This window comes from Pseudomonas orientalis (genome assembly GCF_001439815.1).
Lineage (GTDB): Bacteria > Pseudomonadota > Gammaproteobacteria > Pseudomonadales > Pseudomonadaceae > Aquipseudomonas > Aquipseudomonas orientalis.
On record NZ_JYLM01000004.1, the window covers coordinates 314732 to 331125 of the forward strand.

Sequence of the window (16394 nt, forward strand, 5' to 3'; positions counted from 1 at the left end):
ATCGGGGGCAAGCCCCCTCCCACACTTAATCTCCATGTGTTTCAAGAACACCAGCAACCCATGAATTCCAAGCGGAGCAGTTATGGTTGATCGGCACGACTACGTGGCCCTCGAATGGGTCAAGGGCGACATTGCCGAAACCCTGAAGCAGGCCCGTTCGGCGCTGGACGCCTACGTTGAAAACGGCGACGCCATTGATCAATGCCTGGCCGGTATCCACCAGGTGCACGGCGCGCTGCAGATGGTCGAGTTCTACGGCGCGGCGCTGCTGGCCGAAGAGATCGAAGCCCTGGCCCTGGCGTTGCAGGCCGGGCATGTCGGCCAGCGCGACGAAGGCATCCGCCTGCTGCAACAGGCCCTCGGCCAATTGCCGCTGTACCTGGACCGCGTGCACAGCGCCCGTCGCGACCTGCCGCTGGTGGTGTTGCCGTTGCTCAACGACCTGCGCAGCGCCCGCGGTGAAAGCCTGCTGTCGGAGACCAGCCTGTTCAGCCCGCAGCTGTTGACCATCGCGCCGCTGCCCGATGAGGCACTGGCCCAACGCACACCGCCGGACCTTCACCCGCAACTGCGCCAATGGCACGCACTGCTGCAACAGGCCCTGGCCGGGTTGCTGCGCGAGGACCACGGCCCGAGCAACCTGGAAGACATGGCGCGGGTCTTCGCACGCCTGGAGGCGCTGTGCCAGGGCGCGCCGCTGTTGCCGTTGTGGCAGGTCGCCTCGGCGCTGGTCGAAGGCATGCTCACCGGGGTGATCGCCAACAGCCCGGCACTGCGCAGCCTGCTCAAGGCCAGCGGCAAGCAACTCAAGCGCCTGCTGGCCCAGGGCATCGGCGGGATCAACCAGGCGGCGCCGGATGAACTGCTCAAGAGCCTGCTGTTCTACGTCGCCAAAGTCACCCGGCCGACGCCGCGCATGCAAAGCCTTAAGGAACGCTACGGTCTGGACGAGGCCCTGCCCGACAGTGCCGTGGTCGATGCCGAACGTGCGCGCCTGGCCGGGCCGGACCGCAATGCCATGGGCTCGGTACTCGGCGCCTTGTGCGAGGAACTGGTACGGGTCAAGGAACGCCTCGATCTGTTCGTGCGCAGCGACCGCCAGCACACCCAGGACCTTGACCCGCTGCTGGCACCGCTGCGGCAGATCGCCGACACCCTGGCGGTGCTCGGTTTCGGCCAGCCGCGCAAAGTCATCATCGACCAACTCGCCGTGGTACTGAGCCTGGTCCAGGGGCAGCGCGAACCCAGCGACGCCGTCTTGATGGACGTCGCCGGGGCGTTGCTCTATGTCGAGGCCACATTGGCCGGAATGGTCGGCACGGTCGAACCGCAAAGCCGCGAAGACAGCCGCCTGCCGACCACCGACCTGACCCAGATCCACCAATTGGTGATCCGCGAATCCTGCCAGTGCCTGCGTCAGGCCAAGGAGTTGGTGATCGATTGCATCGAGGCCGACTGGGATCGCCAGCGCCTGGAATCCCTGCCTGAGCTGTTGAGCCAGGTGCGCGGTGCCCTGGCGATGATTCCACTGCCCCGCGCGGCGAGCCTGATGCGCGGGTGTACCGTTTACGTCGATGAGCAGTTGATGGTCAACGATAATGCGCCCGACGAAGCGCCGCTGGCGCACTTTGCCGATGTGATCAGCAGCCTGGAATACTACCTGGAGCGCATGCTCCAGGACCCCGACGCTGCGGGAGAAAGGGTGCTGGAACTGGCCACTCAGGCCTTGAGCGCGCTGGGCTACCTGCCGGTGGAAAAGCCCTGGCGCCAGGCATTGGCTGCGCCCGACAATGCCTTGGTCAGCGACACTGCGCCAAGCCAATCCCGATTCGATGCGCTGGCCAGTCCCACCTCGCGCCTCAACCCTCCGGCCCTGCAACGGCCGGGCAGTTTGCAGCCGCCCCCGTCCGATGAAGAGCCGATTGACGACGAGTTGCGCGAAGTCTTCCTCGAAGAGACCGATGAAGTCCTTCATGTGCTGCACCGTTATTTGCCCGACTGCGCGGACAAAACCGCCCAGAGCGAAATGCGCCGGGCCTTCCACACCTTGAAAGGCAGCGGCCGTATGGTCCGCGCCCTGGTCGTTGCCGAGCTGGCCTGGGCCGTGGAAAACCTGCTCAATCGCGTACTGGAGCGCAGCGTGGCGATCGGCCCCGAGGTGCGGCAGGTGCTGGATGAAGCGGTGGCGTTGCTGCCGGAGCTGATCGCCGACTTCGCCACCGGCCGACAGCGCCAGCGCGATGAGGTCGACGCCCTCGCTGCCCGCGCCCACGCCTTGGCCAGCGGCGCACAGGTAGCGGTTGCCGAACCGCACGACCCGATGCTGCTGGAGATCTTCCGCAACGAAGCCCAGAGCCATCTGGACAGCCTCAACCAGTTCCTGCAACAGGCCGCCGAACACGTGCCGCTGCAGGTTACCGATGAACTGCAACGCGCCCTGCACACCCTCAAAGGCAGCGCCTACATGGCCGGCGTATTGCCGATGGCCGAACTGGCGCGTCCCCTCGACCACCTGACCCGCGAATACAAGGCTCATCGTCTGCCACTGGACCTGGATGAAGTCGAGCTGTTGCTGGAAGCCGAAGGCGTGTTCCAGCGCGGGCTACGAGAGCTGGACAGCGAACCCCTGACGCCGATCAAGGGCGCGGCGCAGTTGATCAAGCGCACCCAAAGCCTGCTGGACCAACAGCTTGAAGCGCTGCTCAACGCCCCCGGCACGGGCCTGCGCATCAAGCGCGATCCGCACCTGATCACCAACTTCCTGGCCCAGGGCATGGACATTCTGCTCGACGCCGAAAACCTGCTGCGCCGCTGGCAGCAACACCCCGGCGAGCGCCAGGAGCTCACCGCGCTGCTGGACGAACTGACCACCCTGGGGCAGGGCGCGCACCTTGCCGACCTGCACGCTATCGATCAACTGTGCGAAGCCTTGCTCGACCTGTATGGCGCGGTGGAAGAAAGCAGCCTGGCGGTCAGCGAGCGGTTTTTCCATGAGGCCGAGCAGGCCCATGAAGCGCTGATCACCATGCTCGACCAATTGGCCGCCGGGCAGGAAATCAGCCCGGCGACGGCACGGGTACAGGCCCTGCGCGAATTGCTCGATGACGCACTCGATCCGTCCGCCACCGGCCTGATCAAACGTGACGGCAGCGGCGCCCCGAGTATCGCCGAGCTGGGCGCCGCGACCGAGCAACTGAGCCGGCACACGGCGCTGGACGACGAGATCGTCGACATCTTCCTTGAAGAGGCCGTGGATATCCTCGACAGCGCCGGGCAGTCCCTCAAGCGCTGGTTGCTGGAGCCCGATGGCATGGCGCCGTTGTCCTCGTTGCAGCGGGACTTGCACACCCTCAAGGGCGGCGCGCGCATGGCCGAAATCGACGCGGTAGGCGATCTGGCCCAGGAGCTGGAATGCGTTTATGAGGGCCTGGTGGACCGTCGCTACAGCTACTCCACCGAGCTGTCCCACATGCTGATGGCCAGTCATGAACGGCTGGCCTTGCAACTTGAAGAACTGCACCGGCAGCAGCCCTTGAGCGACAGTGACGAGCTGGTCGCCAGGTTGCGTGAATGGCGCCAGAACAGTCTGCCGACGGCCCCGGTTGCAGCGCCGCAACCCTGGGGCGCCGACCCCGAACTGCTGGAGATTTTCCTCGAGGAAGCCGCCGATATTCTCGACAGTTCAGGCAGTGCATTGCTGCGCTGGCAGGCCGAGCCCGGCAACCGCCAGGAAGTCGAAACCCTGCTGCGTGACCTGCACACCCTCAAGGGTGGCGCACGCATGGTCGAAATCGGCCCGATCGGCGACCTGGCCCACGAGCTGGAGTTTCTCTATGAGGGGCTGTCCGCCGGGCTGCTGGCGCCGTCGCCCGAACTGTTCGCACTGCTGCAGGGTTGCCACGACCGCCTGGCGCAGATGATCGATGCAGTGGCCGACGGGTTGCCGGTGGGCTCGGTGGACAAGCTGATCGAGCGCATCAAAAGCCTGGTGCACCCAGGCGACGAGCCGGCGGTACCGGTAGCGTTGCCGGCGGGCAAGACGGACGCGGTGGTCGATCCGGCCGCCGACATGGTGAAGATATCCGCCGAACTGCTCGACGAGCTGGTCAACCTGGCCGGCGAAACCTCGATCTTCCGTGGCCGTATCGAGCAGCAGGTCAACGATGCGCGCACAGCGCTCACGGAGGTGGAAACCACCATCGAGCGCATGCGCGATCAACTGCGCCGCCTCGACAGCGAAACCCAGAGCGGTCTTTTCAGTCGCCAGCACGCCGAGGCCGAGCGCCTGGGCTACGAGGAATTCGACCCGCTGGAGATGGACCGCCATTCGCAATTGCAGCAATTGTCCCGCGCCCTGTCCGAATCCGCCTCCGACTTGCTCGACCTCAAGGAAACCCTGGAGCGTCGCAACCAGGACGCCCATGACCTGCTGCAGCAACAGGCACGCATCAACACCCAATTGCAGGAAGGCCTGATGCGCACGCGCATGGTGCCGTTTGAGCGCATGCTGCCGCGCCTCAAGCGCATCGTGCGCCAGGTGGCCGGTGAGCTGGGCAAGGACGTGGAATTCGTGGTCGGCAATGCCGAGGGCGAGATGGACCGCAACGTGCTGGAGCGCATGGCGGCGCCGCTGGAACACATGCTGCGCAACGCCGTCGACCATGGTCTTGAGTCGCGCGAGGTGCGCCTGCAGGCGGGCAAGCCGGAGAAGGGCCGCATCAGCCTGGACCTGACCCACGAAGGCGGCGATATCGTCTTCGACATGCGCGACGACGGTGCCGGTGTGCCCCTCGAAGCCGTGCGCCGCAAGGCGATCAAGCGTGGCCTGCTCGACCCCAATCAAGCCATCAGCGACCGCGACGTGCTGCAGTTCATCCTGCAGCCGGGGTTCTCCACGGCAGAGAAGATCACCCAGATTTCCGGGCGCGGCGTGGGCATGGACGTGGTGCATGAGGAAGTGCGCCAGCTCGGTGGCTCGATGGTGATCGACTCGATCCCGGGCGTGGGTGTGCATTTCAGGATTCGCCTGCCGTTTACCGTGTCGGTCAATCGCGCACTGATGGTGCAATGCGCGGACGATCAGTATGCGATTGCGCTCAATACCATTGAGGGCCTGGTGCGTGTGCTGCCCCATGAATTGGCGGGGCACTACCAGCAGGATCCGCCGTGCTATGAATACGCCGGCCAACGCTACGAACTGTTCTACCTCGGTGACCTCTTGCACACCGTCAGTCGCCCCAGGTTGCTCGGCCAGTACCAGCCGGTGCCGGTGTTGCTGATGCACTGCAACGAGCGGCAGGTGGCGGTGCATGTGGATGCCATGGCGGGGACGCGCGAGATCGTGGTCAAGGGCCTGGGCCCCCAATTTGCCGGGGTGCAGGGCTTGTCCGGCGCGACGATCCTGGGCGATGGCCGTGTGGTACTGATTATCGACTTGTTGGCGCACATCCGCGCGCGGCCACCGGCGTTGCCGGCGCAGTCGGTGGACACGCCACTGACCCTCAACGACCCGCTGAAAAAACGCCCGCTGCTGGTACTGGTGGTGGACGATTCGGTCACCGTGCGCAAAGTCACCAGCCGCCTGCTGGAACGCAACGGCATGAACGTGCTCACCGCCAAGGACGGCATCGACGCCCTCGCGGTGCTTGAGGAGCACACCCCGGACCTGATGCTGCTCGACATCGAAATGCCGCGCATGGACGGCTTCGAAGTGGCCATCCAGATCCGCAACGACCCGCGCCTGATGCGCCTGCCGATCATCATGATCACCTCGCGCACCGGCCAAAAACACCGCGACCGCGCCATGGCCATCGGCGTCAACGACTACCTCGGCAAGCCGTACCAGGAGTCGGTGCTGCTGGAAAGCATTGCCTACTGGAGCAAGCCCCATGCTTGACCACCGCGCGAGCCAACTCACCGGGTTGCTGCTGCCGTTGGCTGACCGTCATCTGATCCTGCCGAATGTCGCGGTGGCCGAACTGATCGACTTCCAGCGCGGCGAACCGGCCAGCGACGCACCGCCCTGGTATCTGCGCCAAGTCACGTGGCGGGATCGGCAAATCCACTTGATCAGCTTTGAAGCGGTGTGCGGCGAAGCCAGCGTGACCGGCGAGCGCTCGCGGATCGTAGTGTTGAACGCCTTGGGCGGGCGGCCGACGCTGAAGTTCATCGCAATGGTGATCCAGGGGATTCCGCGCTCGTACAAACTCGACAGCGAATTGAGCTACGTGGACGTGCCGCTGTGCCCGCTGGAACTGGCGGCGGTGCAGGTAGGCGAGCATGTGGCGAAGGTGCCGGACCTGATGGGGCTTGAAGCCCTGCTGGCCGAGTCCGGCCTGGCCTGATCTTGAGCCCTATGAAGATCCACCGTGGAAGGGGGCTTGCCCCCGATGACAGAGTGTCAGTGGATAAATTTCTGGCTAGCCCACTGCCATCGGGGGCAAGCCCCCTCCCACATTAAAGTATCGGTGTTTGACAGACTGCGGGTGGCTTCGGACTTTTCCTGCAAGATTTTGGGCCATGCATGAACTTGTGGTGAGAAGTCCGCACGCCTAGTCTTCGTCCCGTCATCGCAAAAAACGGTGACACGGACGTGCAAGTCCGGTTACATATCGGCGCACCAACGCCCATAGCCATTCAACGGGCGTTTTTTATGCCTGCTGTACTCGTTATGGCGGCTGTGCGTGGGAGATTCTTCGGGGTCTGCCGGGGTCCGATATGCCCGGTCTTGCACACCTGCGTACAGCTGCCACCTTGATTCGCGTGCAAGCGGAAGAGGGCAGCTTCCATCACATATCGGAGCTGTCAATCATGATCAAACCTACCCCCAATCCACCCCTGTTCACCGTAAACCCTCACCAAAACACCGAAACCCTGTTGGTCAACGCCAGCGAAACCCTGTCCTCCCTCAACGCGCTTACCTGCAACCTGGCCTTCGATCTGGACACTTCCCAGCGCGCCGTTATGCTTGGGATCCAGCAAATGGCAGAGTTGGGGCAGTTGCTGGTCGATAGAGCATTGGAGCAAGTCAGTCCTTCGCCGGGATTTTAAAGCGGTCCCAAATAGGGACTGATCGGTCCTTGATTGGGACCGCTATCTAACAGGCGCTACTGAGCAAATGTGGGAGGGGGCTTGCCCCCTCCCACATTTTGATCTTCGTTACTCCAGGCGTAACGGTTCGCGCTCCAGCTTGATTGATGCTCTTCAGCTTCACTCCTAAGGTAAGCCCCACGACAGCAACCCCGTGGAGCAACCATGACAACAACCATCACCCCCGACTCGCGCTGGACGCGGCGGCGCGACGAGAAGCAGCGGCGGCTCGGGCTGGTCAAACAGTTTGCAGACGGGGCGGTGTTGCCCGGCGACAAGATCGTCGAGGCCCTTGAAGCCTTGATCCTCCCCGGCGACCGTGTGGTGCTGGAGGGCAACAACCAGAAGCAGGCCGACTTCCTCTCGCGTTCCCTGGCCAAGGCCGACCCGGCCAAGCTCCACGATTTGCACATGATCATGCCCAGCGTCGGCCGTTCCGAGCACCTGGACCTGTTTGAAAAAGGCATCGCCCGCAAACTCGATTTCTCCTTCGCCGGCACCCAATCCCTGCGCATCAGCCAGTTGCTGGAAGACGGCCTGCTGGAAATCGGCGCGATCCACACCTACATCGAACTCTATGCGCGCCTGGTGGTGGACCTGATTCCCAACGTTGTGCTTTCGGCCGGCTTCATGGCCGACCGCGCCGGCAATATCTACACCGGCGCCAGTACCGAAGATACGCCAGCGCTGATCGAACCTGCGGCCTTCAGCGATGGCATCGTGATCGTGCAGGTCAACCAGTTGGTGGACGACGTCACCGATTTGCCTCGTGTCGACATCCCCGCCAGTTGGGTCGACTTCGTGGTAGTGGCCGACAAGCCGTTCTACATCGAGCCGCTGTTCACCCGCGACCCGCGTCATATCAAGCCGGTACATGTGCTCATGGCGATGATGGCGATCCGTGGCATCTACGAAAAACACAATGTGCAGTCGCTCAACCACGGCATCGGCTTCAACACCGCCGCCATCGAATTGATCCTGCCGACCTACGGCGAATCCCTGGGCCTGAAGGGCAAGATCTGCCGCAACTGGACCCTCAACCCGCACCCCACGCTGATTCCGGCGATTGAAAGTGGCTGGGTCGAGAGTGTGCATTGCTTCGGCACCGAACTGGGCATGGAAAACTATATCGCCGCACGCCCGGATGTGTTCTTCACCGGCCGCGACGGCTCGATGCGCTCCAACCGCATGTTCTGCCAACTGGCCGGCCAGTACGCGGTGGACCTGTTTATCGGCGCCACCCTGCAAGTGGACGGCGACGGGCATTCCAGCACCGTGACCCGTGGCCGCCTCGCCGGTTTCGGCGGCGCGCCGAACATGGGCCACGACCCACGCGGTCGCCGCCACGGCACACCGGCCTGGCTGGACATGCGCCACGATGATGCGCCGGAAGCCTTGCTCGAACGCGGCAAAAAACTCGTGGTGCAAATGGTCGAGACCTTCCAGGAAGGCGGTAAACCCACCTTTGTCGACACCCTCGACGCGGTGGAAGTGGCGCGCAAAAGCGGCATGCCCCTGGCGCCGATCATGATCTACGGCGACGACGTGACCCACCTGCTTACCGAAGAAGGCATCGCCTACCTCTACAAGGCGCGCTCCCTGGAAGAACGCCAGGCAATGATCGCTGCCGTCGCCGGAGTCACCGCCATCGGTATGCGCCACAACCCCAAGGACACCGCGCGCATGCGCCGCGAAGGCTTGATTGCGCTGCCCGAAGACCTTGGCATTCGTCGCACCGATGCCACCCGCGAGCTGTTGGCCGCCAAGAGCGTGGCCGATCTGGTGGACTGGTCCGGCGGCCTGTACAACCCGCCCGCCAAATTCAGGAGCTGGTAAATGCGCGCCCTCAAACTGCATGAAGTGAGCCTGGCCGATCGCCTGGCGGATAGGGCGGTCGATGCGCTTATCGATGAAGCCGACCTCTCACCTAAACCCGCATTGGTGGACCGGCGCGGCAACGGCGCCCACAGCGATTTGCACCTGGGCCTGATGCACGCTTCGGCGTTGTCGCTGTGGCCGATGTTCAAGGAAATGGCCGAGGCCGCCCTTGAATTCGGTGAAGTCGGTGTACCCCTGCGTGAAGCGCTCGGCCGTATAGGTCGTGAGGGCGAGCAAGCGATGCTCATCACCACCCACGGCGTAAATACCCATCGCGGCGCGATCTGGGCCCTTGGCTTGCTCACCGCGGCAGCGGCCCTGCAACCCCATGCCGTAACCCTGACCGCGGCCAAACTGGCCCTGCTCGATGACCGTTTCGCGCCGCAACCGCTGAGCCACGGCGCCCAGGTCGCCCAACGCTACGGCGCACGCGGTGCCCGCGAAGAAGCACAGTTGGGTTTCCCCTCGGTGATGCAACGCGGCCTGCCGCAGCTGCACAAAAGCCGCCAGCAAAACGCCGGAGAACAGAACGCCCGCCTGGACGCCTTGCTCGCGATCATGACCGAACTGGCCGACACCTGCGTGCTCTATCGCGCAGGCTACGAAGGCCTGACCACCATGCAACAGGGCGCCCAGGCCGTGCTTGACGCCGGCGGCAGCGCAACCCTCGCCGGTCGCCGCCAGTTGCACGCGCTGGACCAACACCTGCTGGCCCTGAATGCGTCTCCCGGCGGCGCCGCCGACCTGTTGGCCGCCTGCCTGTTTATCGACCGCCTCGACGGAGCGTTGTGATGCAAACCTTATCCTTTGAATTCCCCGCCGGGCAGCCGCCAAAAGGCCGTGCGCTGGTGGGGTGCGTCGGCTCCGGCGACCTCGAAGTACTGCTGGAACCGGGCACCGCCGGCACGCTGACGATCCAGGTGCAAACCTCGGTCAATGGCGCCGAGCAACGTTGGCGGCACCTGTTCGAACGCATCTTCCAGGAGCAGACGCCACCGGCCTTGAACATTGATATCCACGATTTCGGCGCCACGCCCGGTGTAGTGCGTTTGCGCCTGGAGCAAGGCTTCGAGGAGATCGGCCATGACTGATTGGCTCAACAAACACAGCTTCGTTGAACTCGGTGCTCGGCAGCGCGCCAAGGCGTTGCTGGATGCCGGCACCTTTCGCGAGCTGATCGACCCGTTTCAACGCGTCATGTCGCCGTGGCTCAGCCGCCAGGGCGTAGTACCCCAGGCGGATGACGGGGTGGTCATCGCCAAAGGCAGTGTCGCCGGTCTACCGGTGGTGATTGCCGCCATCGAAGGTAACTTTCAAGGCGGCAGCCTCGGTGAAGTCGGCGGCGCGAAAATCGCCGGAGCACTGGAACTGGCCGCCGAGGATAACCGCAACGGCATCCCGACCCGCGCCGTGCTGCTGCTGGAAACCGGCGGCGTGCGTTTGCAGGAAGCCAACCTCGGCCTGGCGGCGATTGCTGATATTCACGCGGCGATTGTCGATCTGCGCCAGTACCAGCCGGTGATCGGCGTGGTGGCGGGCAGTGTCGGGTGCTTCGGCGGCATGTCCATCGCGGCGGGGCTGTGCAGCTACCTCGTCGTCACCCGCGAAGCACGGCTGGGTCTGAACGGCCCGCAGGTGATCGAGCAGGAAGCGGGGTTGAACGAATACGACTCCCGCGACCGGCCGTTTATCTGGAGCCTCACCGGCGGCGAACAACGCTTCAACAGCGGCCTGGCCGATCGGTATGTGGCCGACGATGTGGCGCAGATTCAACAGACCGTCAGCGCGCTGCTGCAACACGGCGCGCCCGAACAACCGCGCAGCCGCCGTGCTGATTTCTACCTGGCGCGCCTGGCTGAACTCGACGCCACGGCGCAAATCGACCCGGCGACGGTGCGCGCGCTGTATCAGGGAGAACGCTCATGAGAGGTTTGCAGTGGTTTAACGCCCTAAGCGCCGGCGCGGCGCTGGTGCAAGGGCTGCCCGACTCGCTCAAGGTCGCCGATGGCCAGTTGAACGGTCAGCGCGTGCGCTTTCTTGCCGTGGTCACCGACCCGAACAACCGCTTCCCGCGCGCGCGCAATGGCGAAGTCGGGCTGCTCGAAGGCTGGGGCCTGGCCAAGGCGGTGGATGACGCCATCGCCCTGGGCGACAAGCGCCCGCTGATCGCCATTGTCGATGTGCCCAGCCAGGCCTATGGTCGCCGCGAAGAAGCCCTCGGCATTCATCAGGCGTTGGCCGCCGCCGCAGACAGTTACGCCCGTGCGCGCCTGGCAGGTCATCCGGTGATTGCATTGCTGGTAGGCAAGGCCATGTCCGGCGCGTTTCTCGCCCACGGATACCAGGCCAATCGCCTGATTGCCCTGCACGACCCCGGCGTGATGGTGCACGCCATGGGCAAGGCCTCGGCGGCGCGGGTCACCCTGCGCAGCGTCGAAGAACTCGAAGCCCTGGCCGCCAGCGTGCCGCCGATGGCCTATGACATCGACAGCTATGCCAGCCTCGGGCTGCTCTGGGAAACGCTCACGGTCAACCAGATTGAACAGCCTACGGCGGACGATGTGGCGCGGGTCAGTGACTGCCTGATGAATGCAATAAAGGATGTCGGTACCGCCGATTTGAGCGGGCGCCTTGGTGCGACCAATCGAGCCGCTTCCAGCCATGTGCGCCAACTGCTGCGGGAGCAATGGTGAACGCCCACGACTTGCTCTGGGGCATGACCCCGGCCCATCTGCCCGCCGATGCGCCCGACTGGGTGGTGGAGGCGCTCAGCGCCGGCCACCCGGTGGTGGTGCGCCGCGCCATCGCCGAGCCGGGCCAGGTGGCGGTAGGTGTGCGCGGGCGTTTGCGTGAGCAGCGGTTTGCCGCGCTGATGCCCATTGTCGCCGTACAGCGGCGTGTGGCCCCCGAAGCCTTGCGGGGCGTGGCCTCGCCGCGAGATTTGCCGGCGTGGCGGGCACTTGATCAACTGCGGCCGCTGTTGGCGCACAGCGACTGGGGCGTCAGCGGCAGCGCCGGATTCGAATTGGCCAGCGGCATCGAAGCATTGCATGCCGCGAGCGATCTGGATTTGATCCTGCGCACTCCCGAGCCGCTTGAGCGTCACCAGGCGCACGCGTTATTGGCGATGCTCGATAGCGCACCGTGCAGCGTCGACCTGCAACTGCAAACCCCCGTCGGCGCTGTCGCCTTGCGCGAATGGGCGGGCGCATCACGCCGGGTGCTGCTGAAAACGGCCAACGGCGCGCACCTCGTTGTCGACCCCTGGCAGGCCGTGGCATGAGCAGCCTGTTGGTGTTTCCGGGGCAGGGCGCCCAGCGAGCCGGCATGCTCCAGGCGCTGCCCGCCGAGGTCCTGGACGAGGCCAGCGCTGCCCTGGGTGAAGACGTGCGCCGGCTCGATTCGGCGCAAGCCCTTGAATCGACGCGCGCCGTTCAGCTCTGCCTGTTGATCGCCGGGGTGGCGCATGCGCGTCTGCTGCAGCACGCGCCGGACTACGTCGCGGGCCTGTCCATCGGCGCCTATCCCGCCGCGGTCATCGCCGGCGCAATGGACTTTGCCGATGCAATCAAACTGGTCAGTCTGCGCGGCGAACTGATGCAAAGCGCTTATCCACAGGGCTATGGGATGACTGCGATCATCGGCCCGCAGTTATCCACAGTGGAAACCTTGCTCGCCGAAATCCACAGCCCGCAGACCCCGGTGTACCTGGCCAATATCAATGCCGATAACCAGACGGTCATCGCCGGCAGCGACGCGGCGATGAAGCGTGTCGCCGAACGCATCAAGGGCAACGGCATCGCCAGGCGCCTGGCGGTCAGCGTGCCGTCCCATTGCGCCTTGCTGGACGCACCGGCCAAGGTCCTCGCCCAGGCCTTCGTCCCGCTCAAGACGCCGCGCATCACCTACCTGAGCAGCACCCGCGCGCGTCCCATCCACAACCCCGAGCAACTGCGCGATGACCTGGCCTTCAACATGTGCCGCGTCGTCGACTGGCGCGGCACCGTGCAAAGCGCCGTTGAACGCGGCGTGCGCCTGCAGATCGAACTGCCGCCGGGCGCGGTGCTCACCGGCCTGTCACGTCGCGTGTTCGAACAAGGCACGGTGATCGCCTGCGAAGGCGCGCGCCTGGATACCTTGCAGGCCCTGCTGCAAGAGGAGGAGCGCCGCCACCGATAAAGCATCACCCAAGGCTTTCGAAGCACAACAACAACAATTTCGAACGAGCACTTTGAGGACAATAACAATGATTATCTACGGTGTGGCTTTTCTGGCGTTCTGCACGTTGGCAGGGTTGTTTGTGGGGGAGTTGCTAGGCAAGTTGCTAGGTATCCCAGCCAACGTCGGCGGGGTGGGTATCGCCATGTTGTTGCTGATCGGCCTGGGCAGTTACCTGAGCAAGCGCGGCTGGCTTACCAGCAAGTCGGAAGCTGGCGTGAGCTTCTGGGCGGCGATCTATATCCCGGTTGTGGTGGCGATGGCCGCCCAGCAAAACGTGTATGGCGCCATCAGTGGCGGGCCCATGGCGATCCTGGCCGGGACCCTCGCCGTGGTGCTGGGCTTTGCCCTGGTGCCGGTGCTGGTGCGTATCGGTAATCGCGAGCCGGTTGCGGCTGTTCCCACCAAAGAAGCCAGGTGATCGCCATGTACGAATCGATGATGAAAGTGATCACCGGCTACGGCTTGATCAGTGGTTTTGCCGTGATCGGCCTGACCATGTGGGTCTCCTACTGGATTTCCGATACCTTTACCAAAGGCCGCCTGCACGGTTCGGCCATCGCCATCCTGCTGGGCTTGGGGTTGTCGTATGTGGGCGGGGCCTTCACCGGCGGCTCGAAGGGGGTGGTGGATATTCCGCTGCTGTCAGGTATCGGCCTGTTGGGTGGCGCGATGTTGCGGGACTTCGCCATTGTCGCCACGGCATTTGGCGTGAGTGTCGATGAGCTTAAGCGCGCCGGATACGTTGGTGTGCTGGCGCTGTTTGTCGGTGTGGGTTCGTCGTTTATTGCCGGGGTCGGGGTGGCAATGGCGTTCGGTTATACCGATGCGGTGAGCCTTACCACCATTGGTGCCGGAGCCGTGACCTATATCGTCGGCCCGGTGACCGGCGCGGCGATCGGGGCCAGTTCCGAGGTGATGGCTTTGTCCATTGCCGCGGGGTTGATCAAGGCGATTCTGGTGATGGTGATGACCCCGTTCGTGGCGCCGCTGATCGGGCTGAATAACCCGCGCAGCGCGGTGATCTTTGGCGGTTTGATGGGAACTTCCAGCGGTGTGGCGGGCGGGCTGGCGGCGACTGATCCGAAGTTGGTGCCGTACGGTTGCCTGACGGCGGCGTTTTATACGGCACTGGGGTGCTTATTGGGGCCGTCGCTATTGTTTCTGGTGATGCGCGGGTTGGTGGGCTGACCGACAGATTTTCAGTGTTTGATCGGGCGCTATCGGGGGCAAGCCCCCTCCCACAGTTGACCGAGTTCCAACATGAGAATGCGATCAAAATGTGGGAGGGGGCTTGCCCCCGATAGCGGTCTCAAACCTGGCGATTGGCATACATCCGACACTCCGCCAACAACGCCAGCAAGTTCGGATCGCGCTCCTTGGCCTTCAGGAACACCACGCCGATATGCTGCTGCAACCGATACCTGGGCTGCAGCGGTATCAGCTTCACGCGGTTCTCGTACACCGCCGCGATCCGGCCCGGCAGCAGCGCATAACCCACGCCTGAGCTGACCATGCTCAGCAGCGTGAAGATGTCATTGACCTGCATCGCCACCTTGGGCTCGAACCCCGCCTGCTTGAATACCCGGTTGCCATCCTGGTGGGTGGCGAAGCCTTGGGTGAGGGTGATGAAGGTGGCGTCGCGCACGTCGGCCAGGTCGATTTGCCGTTCGCGGTCGAAGGGGGAATCGGCCGGGGTGGCGAGGAAGATGTCATCCGAGAACAGGGCGATCTGCTCACAGTCCGGGTCGTTGGCGTGCTCGTCGAGGGAGATGAGGATCGCGTCCACTTCCATGTTCTTGAGCTTGTAGCGCAGGTCGAAATTGGAGCCCAGGATCAGGTCGATATTCAATTCGCTGCGGCGGATTTTCAGGCCCATGATCAGTTGCGGCACGGTCTTGACCGTCAGCGAATACAGCGAGCCGAGCTTGAAACGTTCGGCGGAGAAACCGGCGGCTTCGCGGGTCAGGCGCACGCTGTCGACCACGTCGGCCACCAGCTTTTGCGCGCGCTCTTCAAGTACATAGGCGCTTTCCAGCGGCGTCAGGTTGCGGCCCTCGTGTTTGAACAGCGGGCAGCGCAGGGCATTTTCCAGCGAATGAATGGCGCGGTGCACGCTGACGTTGCTGGTTTGCAGCTCGGCGGCGGCGCGGGCCAGGTTGCCGGTGCGCATGAACGCCAGGAAGATTTCCAGTTTCTTGAGGGTGAATTCTTCGTCGATCAACATGGCCGTGGCTCTTGTTCGAATGCCCTCGATTGTGCCCGCAAAACCGCGCGGCGTCGTCGGAACGTCATAACCCGCTTGCACTCTGATGCGCAAGGTTGGACGCTTGTCCGCTTGTGCTTGGGGTAACGGGAGGTCGGTGACAGATGTACCACGGAGAACGATTCAACGCCTGGAGCCATTTGCTCGGTGCAGTCGCGGCGTGTATTGGCGCTGTGTGGATGCTGGTGGTGGCAAGCCTGGATGGCAGCCCCTGGAAGATCGTCAGCGTGGCGATTTACGGCTTTACCCTGATCGCGCTGTACAGCGCCTCGACGGTGTATCACAGCGTGCGGGGGCGGCGAAAAGAGATCATGCAGAAGGTCGATCACTTTTCGATCTACCTGTTGATCGCCGGCAGCTACACCCCGTTTTGCCTGGTGACACTGCACGGGCCATGGGGCTGGACGTTGTTCGGGATTGTATGGGGGCTGGCGGTGATCGGCATTTTGCAGGAGATCAAGCCGCGTTCCGAGGCGCGGATTCTATCCATCGTGATCTATGCGGTGATGGGCTGGATCGTGCTGGTGGCGGTCAAGCCGCTGATAGCGGCGCTGGGCACGGCGGGTTTTATCTGGCTGGCGTCGGGCGGGGTGCTCTACACCGTGGGCATTATCTTTTTTGCCCTGGAAGACCGCCTGCGCCATTCCCATGGGATCTGGCACTTGTTTGTGATTGGCGGCAGCCTGCTGCATTTTGTGGCGATCATGCATTACGTGCTTTGAATGGAGCAGAGAGCAAGCCCTAATGTCATTCAGTTAAGGCTTTTTTGCAGGAGCGAGCTTGCTCGCGAAAAACTCACAGGCGCCGCGTTCAATCAGGAAGCACGCGTTATCGTTGACGTTTTTCGCGAGCAAGCTCGCTCCTACAGAGGGCTTTCTGTCAGATATAAATTATCTGGCTGACACACCGCTATCGGGGGCAAGCCCCCTCCCACATTGGACCC

14 protein-coding genes are annotated in these 16394 nt (G+C 63.7%); 13 read left to right on the top strand and 1 reads right to left on the bottom strand.

The window, feature by feature from the left end:
* The first annotated feature begins 82 nt into the window (after positions 1 to 82).
* The 12 genes from TU82_RS12715 (at position 83) to madM (ending at position 14376) form a co-directional block, all read left to right on the top strand.
* Positions 83 to 5896, top strand: a complete 5814-nt coding sequence (locus TU82_RS12715; RefSeq protein WP_057723529.1) for an Hpt domain-containing protein — start codon at positions 83 to 85, stop codon at positions 5894 to 5896.
* Positions 5889 to 6344 (top strand): chemotaxis protein CheW, encoded by a 456-nt coding sequence (locus TU82_RS12720; protein ID WP_057723530.1) that lies wholly within the window; start codon positions 5889 to 5891, stop codon positions 6342 to 6344. Before TU82_RS12715 ends, TU82_RS12720 begins: the two co-directional genes overlap by 8 nt.
* A 466-nt stretch (positions 6345 to 6810) precedes the next feature.
* A complete protein-coding gene (locus tag TU82_RS12725; RefSeq protein WP_057723707.1) occupies positions 6811 to 7050 on the top strand; it encodes a DUF6124 family protein in 240 nt (79 codons plus the stop codon).
* Positions 7051 to 7254: 204 nt separating this feature from the next.
* A complete protein-coding gene (mdcA, locus tag TU82_RS12730; protein ID WP_057723531.1) occupies positions 7255 to 8925 on the top strand; it encodes a malonate decarboxylase subunit alpha in 1671 nt (556 codons plus the stop codon).
* Positions 8926 to 9759 (top strand): triphosphoribosyl-dephospho-CoA synthase, encoded by an 834-nt coding sequence (locus TU82_RS12735; protein ID WP_057723532.1) that lies wholly within the window; start codon positions 8926 to 8928, stop codon positions 9757 to 9759.
* The gene (locus tag TU82_RS12740; protein ID WP_057723533.1) at positions 9759 to 10058 is read left to right on the top strand and encodes a malonate decarboxylase subunit delta; all 300 of its coding nucleotides are present in this window, start codon (positions 9759 to 9761) and stop codon (positions 10056 to 10058) included. Before TU82_RS12735 ends, TU82_RS12740 begins: the two co-directional genes overlap by 1 nt.
* Entirely contained in the window at positions 10051 to 10893 is an 843-nt protein-coding gene (locus TU82_RS12745) for a biotin-independent malonate decarboxylase subunit beta (protein WP_057723534.1), read from the top strand. The genes TU82_RS12740 and TU82_RS12745 overlap by 8 nt, the downstream gene beginning before the upstream one ends.
* Positions 10890 to 11660, top strand: coding sequence for a biotin-independent malonate decarboxylase subunit gamma (mdcE, locus tag TU82_RS12750; RefSeq protein WP_057723535.1), 771 nt, complete (start codon positions 10890 to 10892; stop codon positions 11658 to 11660). Before TU82_RS12745 ends, mdcE begins: the two co-directional genes overlap by 4 nt.
* Positions 11654 to 12250, top strand: a complete 597-nt coding sequence (locus TU82_RS12755) for a malonate decarboxylase holo-ACP synthase (RefSeq protein ID WP_057723536.1) — start codon at positions 11654 to 11656, stop codon at positions 12248 to 12250. The genes mdcE and TU82_RS12755 overlap by 7 nt, the downstream gene beginning before the upstream one ends.
* Entirely contained in the window at positions 12247 to 13146 is a 900-nt protein-coding gene (gene mdcH, locus TU82_RS12760; protein WP_057723537.1) for a malonate decarboxylase subunit epsilon, read from the top strand. Before TU82_RS12755 ends, mdcH begins: the two co-directional genes overlap by 4 nt.
* A gap of 67 nt (positions 13147 to 13213) precedes the next feature.
* Positions 13214 to 13606 carry a malonate transporter subunit MadL gene (gene madL, locus TU82_RS12765; RefSeq protein ID WP_057723538.1) on the top strand — a complete coding sequence of 131 codons (393 nt, stop codon included), beginning with the start codon at positions 13214 to 13216 and terminating at the stop codon, positions 13604 to 13606.
* A 5-nt stretch (positions 13607 to 13611) separates the two neighbouring features.
* Positions 13612 to 14376 (top strand): malonate transporter subunit MadM, encoded by a 765-nt coding sequence (madM, locus tag TU82_RS12770; RefSeq protein ID WP_057723708.1) that lies wholly within the window; start codon positions 13612 to 13614, stop codon positions 14374 to 14376.
* 121 nt (positions 14377 to 14497) lie between these two features.
* On the opposite strand, the gene TU82_RS12775 is transcribed toward madM, so the two are convergent.
* On the bottom strand, positions 14498 to 15412 hold the full coding sequence (locus TU82_RS12775; RefSeq protein WP_057723539.1) for a LysR family transcriptional regulator: 915 nt from the start codon (positions 15410 to 15412) through the stop codon (positions 14498 to 14500).
* Between the two features lie 143 nt (positions 15413 to 15555).
* On the opposite strand from TU82_RS12775, the gene trhA reads away from it, so the two are divergent.
* Entirely contained in the window at positions 15556 to 16173 is a 618-nt protein-coding gene (gene trhA, locus TU82_RS12780; protein ID WP_057723540.1) for a PAQR family membrane homeostasis protein TrhA, read from the top strand.
* The last annotated feature ends 221 nt before the right edge of the window (positions 16174 to 16394 follow it).